Raw genomic sequence first — 13,901 nt, forward strand, 5'->3', positions numbered from 1 at the left:
GATCGTTGCCTAGCCTACTCCGACTCGGACCCCCGGGTGCGCACGATGCGGCGGCGTGGGCGGCATTTCGACCCAGAATCCGCCGCGATCTGGGCAAACGCAGAACGGGGAGGTCGCGTGAGCGACCTCCCCGTTCTGGAGAGCCGAGGGGGACTCAGTGGAACGAGTCACCACACGCGCAGCTGCCCTGCGCGTTGGGGTTGTCGATCGTGAAGCCCTGCTTCTGGATGGTGTCCTCGAAGTCGATCGACGATCCGTCGAGGTAGGGCACGCTCATCTTGTCGACGACGACCTCGACCCCGTCGAAGTCGACGACCGCGTCGCCGTCGAGCAGACGCTCGTCGAAGTACAGCTGGTAGATGAGACCCGAGCACCCGCCCGGTTGCACGGCGACGCGCAGGCGAAGGTCGTCGCGGCCCTCCTGGGAGAGCAGGCTGCGAACCTTGTCGGCGGCCGGCTCGGAGAGCAGCACGCCGTGGGCGTTCTCGGTGATGGTCTGGCTCATCTCACTCCTCGGATTGCCGGGCCGGACGGTGGTCGTGCTTCATCATACGCGCGCCGCGCCGTGAGCCGGCTGTACGGCGACCGGATGCCTCGGGCGCGACGTTCACCCGGAGGCGCGCGCGTTCAGGCGTTCGAGGAAGATCGCCTCGGCGAGCACCGCCCGCTGGAAGACGCCGAGGTGGAGCGACTCGTTCGGGCTGTGCGCCCGCGAGTCGGGATCCTCCACCCCGGTCACGAGGACCTGCGCGTCCGGGAACTCGTGCACGAGCTCGGCGATGAACGGGATGGACCCGCCGACGCCGATGTCGACCGGCGGGACGCCCCACGCGGCCGCCATCGCGCTGCGCAGCTCCGCGATCGCCCAGCCGCTCGGGTCCACCAGGAACGGCTGCCCGGTGTCCACGTCTTCGAACGCGAGCTGCGCGCCGAACGGCGCACGCGACTCCAGGTGCTCCTTGATCGCCAGATACGCCTCCCCCGCGTCCTGGCCGGGCGCGATGCGGGCGCTCACCCGCACCCGCACCGAAGGCACGAGGGTGTTCGACGCGTTCGCGACGTCGGGCGCGTCGATCCCGGTGATCGTGATCGACGGCTCGGACCAGATGCGCGAGAGGATCGCACCCCGGCCGATCGGCGACACGCCCGGGAGCAGCCCGGTCTCGGTACGCAGCTGCGCCTCGTCGTACTCGGGCACCTCGAGCCCGGCGCCGCGAAGGCCGGCCACGGCGACCGCGCCGTCCGCGTCCCAGCAGGTGTCGAGGAGGCGCACGGCGGCCATCATGGCGTCGGGGACCGCGCCGCCGAACATGCCGGAGTGCGACGCGTGCGCGAGCGTCGAGATCCGGAGGTTGAACGCCACCGCTCCGCGCAGCGCGACGGTGATCGCGGGCGTCGAGACATCCCAGTTGGTGGAGTCGGCGACGATGATCGCGTCGGCCGCGAGCACCTCGCGCTGCTCCCGGAGGAACGTGGCGAACGACCGCGAGAGGTACTCCTCTTCCCCCTCGATGAACACCGAGAGCCCGAGATCGAGGTCTCCGACGACCTCGCTGAGCGCCCGGATCGCGCCGACGTGCGCCATGACACCGGCCTTGTCGTCGGCGGCACCGCGACCGTGCAGCCGGTCGCCGCGCTGGGTCGGCTCGAACGGCGGAGTCTCCCAGTCCTCGTCCAGGCCGGGCGGTTGCACGTCGTGGTGCGCGTAGAGGAGGACCGTCGGACGGCCGTTCCGCGGAGCGCGGTGCGCGATCACGGCCGGCTGCCCCAGCTCGTCGCCGCCCTCGATCGCGGCACGGGCGACCTCGACCGTGTCGAAGACGCCCGTGGCGCGCAACAGCTCGGCGACGGCGTCGGCGCTCGCCGCGACCTGCGCCGGGTCGAACGCCGGCCAAGACACCGACGGGATGCGCACGAGACGGGCCAGGTCGGCGATCGTCGCGGGAAACCCCGACTCGACCGCCGCCCGCAGCGTCTCGGTGTGATCGGGCGCGGACGAAGCATCCGCTCGGGCGGAGGTGGGCTGGGTCATGCCGGTAATCTTAAGGTCTACCGATTCGAGGAATCCCGTGGCCAAGCACCCTGAGAACCAGACCCAGTCCCCCGCCCCCGGCGAGCCCGAGACGATCGAGGCGACCCAGGCCAGGCTCAAGCAGACCGGCAAGGGCGCCCCCACGCCGACCCGCGCGGAGCGCGAGGCCGCCAACAAGCGCCCGCTCGTCCCGAACGACCGCAGAGAGGCGGCCAAGCAGGCGAAGGCGAAGCAGGCCGAGCACCGCGAGAAGGTGCGCATCGGCATGGCGATGGGCGACGACAAGTACCTGCCGGCGCGTGACCGCGGCCCGCAGAAGCGCTTCGTGCGCGACTACGTCGACGCGCGGTTCAGCATCGGCGAGGTGCTGATCCCGGTCATGTTCCTGGTCATCATCCTCACGCTCGTGCCGAGTTACGAGGTGCAGTCGATCGGCATCCTGGCGCTGTGGGCGTTCTTCCTCGTCGCCGTCATCGACGTCGTCATCCTCGGTGCGCTCGTCACGAAGAAGGTGCGCGCGAAGTTCGGTGCGGACCGCGCCGAGAAGGTGCGCTGGTACTCGGCGATGCGCGCGCTGCAGCTCCGCCCGCTCCGGCTGCCGAAGCCGCAGGTCAAGTACGGCCAGTGGCCGTCCTGATCGGCGCTCCGGCCGGTCGCGCTCCGGCCGATCACGCCGCGTAGGCGCCGAACCTGAGGAGCGGCACGCGCGACTCCTCGTCGGTCGCCGAGCCGTGCTGGCCGATCATGCGCTCGGCCTTGCGGTCCGGCTCACGCGTGTCGTAATAGGCGACGCCGGATCGCGCCGCGACGAGCAGATCGGCGATCCGGGGACGCACGGCCTCGTCGACCTCGCCGAACAGCCCGGCGTCGATCGCCTCGTCGCGCGTGAGCACCCAGGCTCGCGACCCTTCGGCCTCGCGCCAGCGCTCGACGAGCGCCGCGCGCTCTGCGTCGGTCGCACCGGGCTCGAAGAAGAGCCCGAGGCAGCGCGGCTCCCCCGCGACATGGCGGACGCCGTCGACGAGCTCTGGCCGGGCGTCGATGTGCACGTGCCGCTGCTCCGGCACGTCGAGCACGCCGTGATCGGCGGTGACGAGCAGGCCGGCGCCCCGAGGCATCCGACTCGTGAACGCCGCGATCGCGGCGTCGACCTGCTCGAGCGCGCCGATCCACTGGGCCGACTCCCAGCCGTGCGCATGCGAGATCTGGTCGAGCTCGGGTACGTAGAGGTAGACGAGCGCGCCGTCGACCTGGTCCACGAGCTGGCGCGCAAGGTCGAAGCGCCCCTCGATCGTGGCGGACGGGCGGTACTCCGCGCCACGGAGCACCGCGCGCGTGTACCCGGAGTCGGCATAGCGCGGCGCGCCGACGATGTAGGGGTGCAGGCCCGCCGCCAGGGCGGACTCGAACAGCGGCTCACGGCGTTGCCAGTCCTGCGGCAGCCCGCCGTGGTCCCACGCGTTCAGCTGGTTCTCGAGCCGCCCGGTCTCGGGCACGAGCGTGCGATAGGCGACGATGCCGTGCCGGCCGGGTGCGGTTCCGGTCGCGAAGGTCGCGATCGCCGCGGCCGTGGTCGACGGGAACACCGTGCGGATCACGTCGCGCTTGCCGAACGCGGCGGCCATCGTGCGGGCGTGCCCGCGGCGCGCGGCGAGGTTGGCCGCGCCGAGGCCGTCGACGAGCACGATGACCGCGGACCTCGCCGCGGCGAGGCCGAGTGCGCCGCGACCACCGGTGAGGCTCGCCATCGCGCTCGGCATGACCTCGGCAAGCCGCCGGGCTCCGTCGGCGGGCGCCGGTAGCATTGCTGGCATCGCGCCAGTCTCGCACAGGCGGCGCAGCCGGCCCCGCGCGTCGCGCGACGAACCCCAGAGAAGACGGATGACCCCAGCGAGCCCAGAGCCCACCGAGCCGAAAATCGCGGAACGCATCGAAGACGTCGACGTCTCGGCAGAGATGCAGGGCTCATTCCTCGAGTACGCCTACTCCGTCATCTACTCCCGCGCGCTCCCCGACGCGCGCGACGGGCTGAAGCCGGTGCAGCGGCGCATCCTGTACGGCATGACCGAGATGGGCCTGCGCCCCGACCGAGGTCACGTGAAGTCGTCGCGCGTGGTCGGCGAGGTCATGGGCAAGTACCACCCGCACGGCGACTCGGCCATCTACGACGCCCTCGTGCGACTCGCGCAGCCGTTCACGCTGCGCGTCCCGCTCGTCGACGGGCACGGCAACTTCGGCTCGCTCGACGACGGCCCCGCCGCGTCCAGGTACACCGAGGCACGCCTCGCAGCGCCCGCGATCGCGATGGCCGACGGGCTCGACGAAGACGTCGTCGACTTCGTGCCCAACTACGACAACGCGTTCATGCAGCCGTCGGTCATGCCGTCGGCATTCCCCAACCTGCTGGTGAACGGCGCGAGCGGCATCGCGGTCGGCATGGCGACGAACATGGCGCCGCACAACCTGCTCGAGGTCGCGCACGCGGCGCGGCACCTCATCCAGCACCCCGAGGCGACGCTCGACGAGCTCATGGAGTTCGTGCCGGGGCCCGACTTCCCCTCGGGCGGCACCATCGTCGGGCTCGACGGCGTGCGCGACGCGTACGCAACGGGCCGCGGCTCGTTCAAGACGCGCGCGAAGGTCTCGGTCGAGCAGCTGACCGCGCGCAAGACCGGCCTCGTCGTCACCGAGCTGCCCTACCTCGTCGGCCCCGAGAAGGTCATCGAGAAGATCAAGGACGGCGTCAACGCCAAGAAGATCACCGGCATCTCCGACGTCGCCGATCTGACCGACCGCAAGCGCGGCATGCGCCTCGTGATCGGCATCAAGACCGGGTTCAACCCGCAGGCCGTGCTCGAGCAGCTCTACCGGCTGACCCCGCTCGAAGACGGCTTCGCCATCAACAACGTCGCGCTCGTCGACGGCCAGCCGCAGACGCTCGGCCTGCGCGAGCTGCTGCAGGTCTACATCGACCACCGGGTGAAGGTCGTCACGCGGCGTTCCGAGTTCCGTCTCGCGCGGCGCCGTGAGCGGCTGCACCTCGTCGAGGGCCTGCTCATCGCGATCCTCGACATCGACGAGGTCATCCAGGTCATCCGCACGAGCGATGACACCGAGCAGGCGCGCACCAGGCTCATGGAGGTCTTCGACCTCAGCCAGCTGCAGTCCGAGTACATCCTCGAGCTTCGGCTGCGCCGGCTCACGAAGTTCTCGCGCCTCGAGCTCGAGACCGAGCGCGACGAGCTGCTCGCCGACATCGCGCGTCTCGAAGAGCTGCTCGCGAGCCCGCTGCGGATCCGTTCGCTCGTCTCCGACGAGCTCGAGGAGGTCGCCGAGCGGTTCGGCACACCGCGCCGCACGCTGCTCACCGAGGGGCGCGCGCTTCCGGCGCGATCCAGCTCGCGCGCGGCGTCGGCCGCGTCGCTCGAACATGCGGATGTCGCGTGCCGGGTGCTGCTCGGCGCCACCGGCCGTATCGCCCGCGTCGACCAGGCCGAGGGCGCCGATGAGCTCGTCGTCACCGTGCCCACGCGGCGCACGAAGCACGACGCACTGCGCTCGAGCCTCGACACCACGAGCCGCAGCGAGATCGGTGCGGTCACCAGCCGCGGCCGGCTCATCAGGTTCTCCCCGCTCGACCTGCCGGCGCTGCCGGCGAACGCACCGCAGCTCGCCGCGGGCGTGCGCGTCGCGGAGTACCTGGGTCTCACCGACCGGTCCGAGAAGGTGCTCGCCGTGGTGTCGCTCACGAGCGATCAGCCGATCGTGCTCGGCACCGCGCAGGGCGTCGTGAAGCGCGTCGCGCCCGGCGGCTACCCGAACCGGCCCGACTTCGAGGTCATCGCGCTCAAGCCCGGCGACGAGGTCGTCGGAGCGGCGCAGGGCGGCGAGGACGACGAGCTCGTGTTCATCGCCGCGGACTCGCAGCTGCTGCACTTCCCCGCGTCGGCGGTTCGCCCGCAGGGCACGTCGGCCGGCGGCATGGCCGGCATCAAGCTCGCCGCTGACACCCGGGTCGTGGCGTTCTCGGCGATCCCGAGGGCCGAGCTCGACGAGGCGGTCGTCGTCACGATCGCGGCGACGACGGACACCTTGCTCGGTGCGGATCCCGGATCGGCGAAGGTCTCCGCGCTCTCGGAGTTCCCCGGCAAGGGCCGGGCGACCGGCGGCGTTCGGGCCCAGCGCTTCCTGCGCGGACAAGACGGGCTCGCCGTCGCGTGGGCCGGCCCCGGCCCGGCGCATGCGCTCGGCGCCGACGGCTCGGTGCGTCCACTCCCCGAGACCCTCGCGAAGCGGGACGCCTCGGGCACCCCGATCGACGCGCCGGTCGCGTTCGTCGGCCGCCGCATCGGCTGAGCACCGGCGGCGGCGGAGCGCCCGCTGACCTGACTCGGCACTGTCGAAAGGTGTGTTGGAAGTCGGAAAGTGGGTCGGAACTCGCCCCCGCGTATTCTCCAACCCACCGTTCGACTTCCGCCACACTTTCGGCGGCGCCCGCGACAGTGCTTGACGCTTCCACGCTGCGGTGGCATCTTCAGCCCTGAGCGTGGCAGCGTGAGCGTGTCGAGCCGTGACTGCCGTCGTCGGAGGTGCGCATGACGGGCGGGAGACTGCAGAGCAGACTCGACGGGCTGGTGCTCGAGCCCGGTGACGAGGGGTATGACGAGGCGCGGTCCGTCTGGAACGCGATGATCGATCGCCGGCCGCGGTACGTCGTGCGGTGCGCGAGCGCGGCCGACGTCGCCGCGGCCGTGCGGTACGCCACCGAGCACGAGATGGCGATCGGCGTGCGGTGCGGCGGCCATGCGATCACCGGCCATGCCGTGCCCGCGGACGGGCTCATGATCGACTTGCGGCCGTTGGGCGGGGTGACCGTCGATCCGCTCGCGCGCCAGGCACGCGTACAGGGCGGGGCGCTGCTCGGCGCACTCGATCGCGCGACACAAGCGCACGGACTCGCGACCACCGCAGGCAACGTGTCGCACACGGGGGTCGGGGGCCTCACGCTCGGCGGCGGCATGGGCTGGCTCGCGCGCCGGCTGGGTCTCGCGTGCGACAACGTGGTCTCGTTCGAGCTCGTCACCGCCGCGGGCGAGGTCTTGCGCGTCGACCGAACGCATCACCCCGACCTGTTCTGGGGTCTCCGCGGCGGCGGCGGGAACTTCGGCGTGGTCACCGAGTTCGAGTTCGTGCTGCACCCCGAGCCCGGACACGCGCTGTCGGTCGAGTTCCGGCTCCCGGTGTCGTCGGCGTCCGATGCGATGCGGTCGTGGCGCGATCTCGGGGTCGACGCCGATCGGCGGGCGACCTGGAACGCCACGATCTCCGGCTCGCTGGTGTCGCTCGGGTTCGTGTGGGTCGGCGAGCCCGCGGCGGGCGCCGAGCTCGCGGACCGCCTGCACGCGGGACTCGATACCGACGCCGTCCTGCTCCAGCGGATCGTCGTGCCGCTCAGCTACCTCGAGCTCCAGACCAGGGAGGACGATGTCGAGGGCCACGCCCTGCGCCGGTACTGGAAGGGGCACTACCTCAGCGAGCTGGACGACGCCGCGATCGACGCCATCCTCGCGCGAGACGGCGACGACGTGCCGGACGTGAGCCTGCAGGCGTACGGCGGGGCCATCGCGGACGTCCCGGCCGACGAGACCGCGTTCGCGCGACGCAACACCGCGTACGAGTTCATCGCGGCGACGCGCTGGCACGACCCGGCCGAGGACGACCGTCGTATCGCGGGCGCTCGCCGGTACGCGGGCGCCGTCGAACCCTACGCCGAAGGCGCGTACGTCAACGCCCTGAGTGACGACGGGGCCCTCGGGATCCGACGCGCGTACCCCGCTCACCATCTCGCCCGGCTCCGCGAGCTCAAGCGGCAGTACGACCCGGCGAACGTGTTCCACCTGAATCAGAACATCGCTCCGGCCGACGTCTGACGGCGCCGGCTACGCGTCGATGCGGTCGCGGCTGAGCCCGCTGGCGCTGTCGACGATGAACTCCTTGCGAGGGGCCACCTCGTTGCCCATGAGGAGCTCGAAGATGCGTCCCGCCTGTTCGGCGTCCGCCACGCCGACCCGGCGCAGGGTGCGGTGCTGGCGGTCCATCGTCGTCTCCGCGAGCTGGTCGGCGTCCATCTCGCCGAGGCCCTTGTACCGCTGGATCGGGTCCTGGTACTTCCTGCCGCGACGCTTCACATCGGCGAGCACACCCTGCAGCTCGGCCTCGGAGTAGGTGTAGATGGTCTCGTTCGGCTTGGATCCGGGGTTGAGCACGACGACGCGGTGCAGCGGCGGGACGGCCGCGAACACCCGGCCCTCCTCGATCATCGGTCGCATGTAGCGGAAGAACAGCGTGAGCAGCAGCGTGCGGATGTGCGCGCCGTCGACGTCGGCGTCGCTCATGATGATGACCTTGCCGTACCTGGCCTGGGAGATGTCGAACGTCCGCCCCGACCCGGCACCGATGGTCTGGATGATGGCGGCGCACTCGGCGTTGCCGAGCATGTCGGATACCGAGGCCTTCTGGACGTTGAGGATCTTGCCCCGGATGGGCAGCAGCGCCTGGTGTTCGCTGTCGCGCGCGAGCTTGGCCGTGCCGAGCGCCGAGTCGCCCTCGACGATGAACAGCTCGCTGTGCGCGACATCCGTCGACCGGCAATCGGCGAGCTTGGCCGGAAGCGACGACGACTCGAGCGCGTTCTTGCGACGCTGCGTCTCTTTGTGGGTGCGCGCGGAGATGCGCGCCTTCATCTCGGACACGACCTTCTCGAGCAGGAGCGCGGTCTGCGCCTTGTCTTCGCGTTTGGTCGAGGCGAACCGCTCGCCGAGCGTCTTCGTCACGACCGACGAGACGATCGAACGCACCGCGGGCGTGCCGAGGACCTCTTTGGTCTGGCCCTCGAACTGCGGCTCGGCGAGACGCACCGTGAGCACGGCCGTGAGGCCGGCGAGCACGTCGTCCTTGTCGAGCTTGTCGTTGCCGACCTTGAGCCGGCGCGCGTTCTGCTCGACCTGGGCCCGAAGGAACTTCAGCAGCCCCTGCTCGAAACCCGACTGGTGCGTGCCGCCCTTCGGCGTGGCGATGATGTTCACGAAGCTGCGCATGACGGTCTCGTAGCCGGTGCCCCAGCGCAGCGCGATGTCGACGTGGACCTGCCGTTCGACCTCCGTCGGGACCATCGCTCCCGAGGAGTTCAGCACGGGCACCGTCTCGGTGAACCGGCCGTCGCCCGAGAGCCGCCAGGTGCCCGTGACGGGCGCGTCGGCCGCGAGGTGCTCGACGAACTCGGAGATGCCGCCGTCGAACTGGAAGCGATGCTCTTCGGGCTCCTCGCCGCGCTCGTCGATCACGCTGATGGCGAGGCCCGGCACGAGGAACGCCGTCTGACGTGCTCGCGCGAGCAGCTCCTCGACCTGGAACGCGGCACCCTTGGTGAAGATCTGCGGGTCGGCCCAATAGCGGATGCGGGTGCCCGTGACCCCCTTAACGACCTTGCCGGCCACGCGGAGCTCGCTCGCCTCCTCGAAGGCGTTGAACGGGGACGCCGGGCTCGGCGACCCGCCGTCGGCGAAGCGGCCCGGCTCGCCCCGGTGGAACGACATCGCCCAGGTCTTGCCGCCGCGGTCGACCTCGACGTCGAGCCGTTCGGACAGCGCGTTCACGACCGAGGCTCCGACCCCGTGCAGGCCGCCCGACGCCGAGTAGGACCCCGAACCGAACTTGCCGCCCGCGTGCAACTTCGTGAAGACGACCTCGACGCCCGTGAGGCCGGTCTTGGGTTCGACGTCGACCGGGATGCCGCGCGCGTGGTCGCGCACCTCGACGCTGCCGTCGGCGTGCAGGATCACCTCGATCGCGGTGCCGTGCCCCGCGAGCGCCTCGTCGACGGAGTTGTCGATGATCTCCCACAGGCAGTGCATGAGCCCGCGCGAGTCGGTGGAACCGATGTACATGCCGGGGCGTTTGCGCACGGCCTCGAGGCCCTCGAGCACGGAGAGATGGCGGGCGGAATAATCGGAGCTCACGGCGTGTGAGTCTACTTCCCGCCGCCCACACCGCCCGTCCGCCACTACGCGCTGAGCGAAATGCCCGTCAACCGGTCCGGCCAGCGCGGGTGCACGTGTTTTCATGGATGCACGGAAACATGACGCGAAGGTGAGCTGGAGGAGGAGCCATGACGCAGTACACCGAGACGACCGGTGCGGTCGAAGCCGAGGCCCCGTACGAGCTCACGGCGCTCGACCGTTGCGACGCCTGCGGCGCGCAGGCGTACATCAAGGTCGAGATGCAGAACGGCGAGCTGCTGTTCTGCGCCCACCACGGGCGCAAGCACCAGGAGAAGCTCTCCGAGGTCGCACAGAGCTGGCACGACGAGAGCTCCCGCCTCCTCGTCGACACCCGCGACTGACGACCGGTCCCCCGACCTCACGAACGCCCCGCTCCGCGGGGCGTTCGTCGTCTGCGCCCTTGGCTGTCAGTCAGGCCGGCAGCGCCACGCCCGCAGCGCGGAGCTGGGCGCGGCGCGCCTCTTCGGCGTAGGCGTCGACGGCCGCGGTGCGCTCGCCCGGCTCGTACGCGACTCCGGCGCGGGTCGCCATCTCGGTCGCGATCGCGTCGGCCATGGCCGGGTTCTTCGCCAGGACCGGGCCGTGCAGGTGGGTGCCGAGCACCCAGCCCATGACCACGCCCTCCTGGCCGGCGTCGCGGCCGTTGCCGATGCCCGAGACGATCCGCCCGAGCGGTGACGCCTCGGCCTGCACGTAGTCGCGTGCGTGGTTCTCGAAGCCGACGAGGTGCCCGAACCGCGGCGACCGCACGACCAGGTCGCCGGTCGCGCGCGTGGCGCGCGGCACCGCGCGGCCCGGCAGCACCCCGAGTCCCTCGACGGTGCGGCCGTCAGCGGACTCCACGCCCCAGCTCAGCAGCTCCCAGCCGGTGCCGACCGACAGGATCGGCACCCCCTCGGTGCCCCATCGACGGAGCTCGTCATGCATGGTGAGCAGTCGCTCGCGCGCCGGTTCGAGCGTCGAGTCGTTGCCCGATCCGACGATCACGGCGTCGACCTGCTCGGGCAGCTCACTGCGATCTTCGACCGCGACGACCTGGGCCTCGTGCCCCGCCCACTGCAGCCGCCTGGCGAGCACCGCAGCGTTCTGCGCGTCGCCGTTGGTGTCGAGCAGGGACGGCACGAGCGTCACGATCGTGAAGGCCGAGGCGCGGTCGGTCATTGGTCGGCCCCCGTGAGTCCGAGATGGGCGCGCGTGCGGCGCATGGCGTCGGCCGTGAAGACGATCGTCTTCACGCCGCGCTGCGGCGCGGGCGCCGCGAGGAAGTCGTCGACGGCGCGCGCGAGGTCAGGTTCGACCCGATCGACCTCGACGCCGTCGTAGGCGAGCATGAGCGCCGCCTCGTGCGCCTTGGACCCGCTCACGATCGACACGCGGTCGAGCGCCGAGGCATCCGTGGGCCAGAAATAGGACGGGTCGCGCACGTCCGATCCGATCGCGAAGAGGATCTGCTCGGTGCCGCGCTCGATGCCGTCGACGTTGAGCTGATAGCTTGCCGGATTCTGCACGAGCACGAACTCGACCTCATGGCCGCGCACGGTGACGCGCTCGCCGCGGCCGAACACTGCGGGGATCGTGCTCAGGGCGGTCGCGGCGAGCTCGGAGTCGAACCGCGCGCCGAGCACGGCGCGCGCCGTCGCGTAGGCGGCGGCCGCGTCGACCGCGTAGTGGGTGCCGCGCGCGGGCAGGTCGACGGCGACGGATGCCCCGGCGTCGGCGAGTCTCGCACGGCGCCCCTCGACGTGCTCGACCACGACGCCGCTGCCCGGCGCCAGCCGTGAGCCGGCGGTCTCGGAGTAGCCGAGGCCGCGGGGCGAGGCATCCAGCACGTCTTGCGCGACGCCGTACCGGTGCACCGCGACGCCGGGCGCGAGGCGACCGGCCAGGCGCTCGAGCGCCGCGTCGTCGGCGTTGACCACGACGGCCTCACTCGCGCGTGCCGCGATCTTGCCGAGCATGTTCTCGACCATCTCGGAGTCGTGGAACCGGTCGATCTGATCGACCATGACGTTGGTGAGCGCGACGATGCGCGCGTCGACGCCGCGCATGACGACGGCGCCGTGCCCCTCGTCCATCTCGAGCACGGCCACGTCGCCCGGCACCCGTCCTCGCCAGTCGGCGCGCTCGAGCAGCGCCGAGGTCAGGCCCTGGCTGATGTTCGCGGTCGACGGGTTCGTGAACACGTCGTCGCCGTGCGCGCGCAGGATCGCGACGAGCATCTTCGTCGTCGTCGACTTGCCGCTCGACCCGGACACCACCACGAGTCCCTCCGGGAACCCGGACAGGGTGCGGGTGAGGTAGCCCGGCGCGATGCGGTTGACGACGAGGCCGGGCACGGCCGATCCCCCGCCCGGCTTGCGCAGCCGGGCGAGGAAGCGGACGAACCGGCCGACGAGGATCGCCGGCCCATAACGCACGGGCGGCCTACTCGAGGTAGTCGCGCAGCGACTGCGAGCGGGACGGGTGGCGGAGCTTCGCCATCGTCTTCGACTCGATCTGGCGGATCCGCTCGCGCGTCACGCCGAACGTGTCGCCGATCTGGTCGAGCGTCTTCGGCATGCCGTCGCCGAGCCCGAAGCGCATGCGGATGACGCCCGCCTCGCGCTCGCTCAGCGAGTCGAGCAGCGACTCGAGCTGCTTCTGCAGCATCGTGAAGCCGACCGCGTCGGCCGGGACGACGGCCTCGGTGTCCTCGATCAGGTCACCGAACTCGCTGTCGCCGTCCTCACCGAGCGGCGTGTGCAGCGAGATCGGCTCGCGACCGTATTTCTGCACCTCGATGACCTTCTCGGGGGTCATGTCGAGCTCGCGGCTCAGCTCCTCGGGCGTGGGCTCACGGCCGAGGTCCTGCAGCATCTGCCGCTGCACGCGGGCGAGCTTGTTGATGACCTCGACCATGTGCACGGGGATGCGGATCGTGCGGGCCTGGTCGGCCATCGCACGTGTGATCGCCTGCCGGATCCACCACGTGGCGTAGGTGGAGAACTTGAAGCCCTTGGTGTAGTCGAACTTCTCGACCGCACGGATGAGACCGAGGTTGCCCTCCTGGATCAGGTCGAGGAACTGCATGCCGCGGCCCGTGTAGCGCTTCGCGAGCGAGACCACGAGGCGCAGGTTCGCGCCGAGCAGGTGGCTCTTGGCGCGCTGGCCGTCCTTCGCGACCCACTGCAGCTCACGACCGAGCTGGGTGCGCTTCTCGGTGTCGCTCATGTGCGACAGCTTCTCTTCGGCGAACAGGCCGGCCTCGATGCGCATCGCGAGCTCGACCTCTTCGGCCGCGTTCAGCAGCGCGACCTTGCCGATCTGCTTGAGGTAGTCCTTGACCGGGTCGGCGGTCGCGCCGGTGATGGTCGCGGAGTAGACGGGGACCTCGTCCTCGTCGTCGGCCGCACGCAGCACGAGCGCGCCGGTCGGGTGCGGCTCGACCGGGATGGGAGCGGCCTCCTCGTCGCCCTCGTGCTCGTCGGTCTGGGCCTCGGTGGTCGTCTCGTCGCCCGTGGTCAGCGCCTCGTCGGGCTCGACCTCGTCGCCGTCCTCGTCTTCGGCGTCGGACTTCGCCTTGGCCTTCGTCTTCGCCTTCGTGGCCGTCTTCGCCGTCGCGGTGCGCGGGGTCTTCGACGCCGTCGTCCCCGCCTTCCCGGCGGTTCCCGCCTTCTTCGAAACGGCCTTCACCGTCTCGGCTGCCTCGGCCTCAGCCTTCGCCGCCGTTGCGGACTTCGTTGCCATGTTCGACCTCTCTTCACCATCGCGCGGTCGCTGCGCCCGGGCATTGGACGCACAGCATGCGGACCCGGTGTTTTCGGACACTA

At 71.0% G+C, this 13,901-nt stretch carries 11 protein-coding genes; 4 read left to right on the forward strand and 7 right to left on the reverse strand.

Going from position 1 to position 13,901, the window contains the following annotated elements; all coding sequences use genetic code 11:
• Positions 1–154: 154 nt before the first annotated feature.
• Positions 155–505, reverse strand: coding sequence for a HesB/IscA family protein (locus RH864_RS09800; RefSeq protein WP_310517361.1), 351 nt, complete (start codon positions 503–505; stop codon positions 155–157).
• A gap of 102 nt (positions 506–607) precedes the next feature.
• Complete coding sequence (locus RH864_RS09805; protein WP_310517362.1) at positions 608–2,032, reverse strand: dipeptidase; 1,425 nt, start codon at positions 2,030–2,032, stop codon at positions 608–610.
• A 37-nt stretch (positions 2,033–2,069) separates the two neighbouring features.
• Here RH864_RS09805 and RH864_RS09810 point away from each other — a divergent pair, with 37 nt between their 5' ends.
• Complete coding sequence (locus tag RH864_RS09810) at positions 2,070–2,669, forward strand: DUF3043 domain-containing protein (protein ID WP_310517363.1); 600 nt, start codon at positions 2,070–2,072, stop codon at positions 2,667–2,669.
• 31 nt (positions 2,670–2,700) lie between these two features.
• Here the strand turns inward: RH864_RS09810 and RH864_RS09815 are convergent, their stop codons facing one another.
• The gene (locus RH864_RS09815) at positions 2,701–3,846 is read right to left on the reverse strand and encodes an alkaline phosphatase family protein (protein WP_310517364.1); all 1,146 of its coding nucleotides are present in this window, start codon (positions 3,844–3,846) and stop codon (positions 2,701–2,703) included.
• 67 nt (positions 3,847–3,913) lie between these two features.
• Between RH864_RS09815 and RH864_RS09820 the strand changes: the two genes are divergently transcribed.
• Positions 3,914–6,388, forward strand: a complete 2,475-nt coding sequence (locus RH864_RS09820; RefSeq protein WP_310517365.1) for a DNA gyrase/topoisomerase IV subunit A — start codon at positions 3,914–3,916, stop codon at positions 6,386–6,388.
• Positions 6,389–6,627: 239 nt separating this feature from the next.
• Complete coding sequence (locus RH864_RS09825; protein WP_310517366.1) at positions 6,628–7,962, forward strand: FAD-binding oxidoreductase; 1,335 nt, start codon at positions 6,628–6,630, stop codon at positions 7,960–7,962.
• 9 nt (positions 7,963–7,971) lie between these two features.
• On the opposite strand, the gene RH864_RS09830 is transcribed toward RH864_RS09825, so the two are convergent.
• The gene (locus tag RH864_RS09830) at positions 7,972–10,050 is read right to left on the reverse strand and encodes a DNA gyrase/topoisomerase IV subunit B (protein ID WP_310517367.1); all 2,079 of its coding nucleotides are present in this window, start codon (positions 10,048–10,050) and stop codon (positions 7,972–7,974) included.
• A gap of 149 nt (positions 10,051–10,199) precedes the next feature.
• On the opposite strand from RH864_RS09830, the gene RH864_RS09835 reads away from it, so the two are divergent.
• Positions 10,200–10,433, forward strand: a complete 234-nt coding sequence (locus RH864_RS09835; protein ID WP_310517368.1) for a DUF7455 domain-containing protein — start codon at positions 10,200–10,202, stop codon at positions 10,431–10,433.
• A gap of 70 nt (positions 10,434–10,503) precedes the next feature.
• Here RH864_RS09835 and RH864_RS09840 read toward each other — a convergent pair whose 3' ends face one another.
• Genes RH864_RS09840 through RH864_RS09850 form a run of 3 tightly spaced genes read right to left on the reverse strand, consistent with a single transcriptional unit; the run spans position 10,504 to position 13,818 of the window.
• Entirely contained in the window at positions 10,504–11,253 is a 750-nt protein-coding gene (locus RH864_RS09840) for a type 1 glutamine amidotransferase (RefSeq protein ID WP_310517369.1), read from the reverse strand.
• Positions 11,250–12,509 (reverse strand): MurT ligase domain-containing protein, encoded by a 1,260-nt coding sequence (locus tag RH864_RS09845; RefSeq protein ID WP_310517370.1) that lies wholly within the window; start codon positions 12,507–12,509, stop codon positions 11,250–11,252. Before RH864_RS09845 ends, RH864_RS09840 begins: the two co-directional genes overlap by 4 nt.
• Positions 12,510–12,516: 7 nt before the next feature.
• Entirely contained in the window at positions 12,517–13,818 is a 1,302-nt protein-coding gene (locus tag RH864_RS09850) for an RNA polymerase sigma factor (RefSeq protein WP_396129959.1), read from the reverse strand.
• Positions 13,819–13,901: the final 83 nt, after the last annotated feature.

The sequence above is a fragment of the Agromyces aerolatus genome (assembly GCF_031432255.1).
Classification (GTDB): Bacteria; Actinomycetota; Actinomycetes; order Actinomycetales; family Microbacteriaceae; genus Agromyces.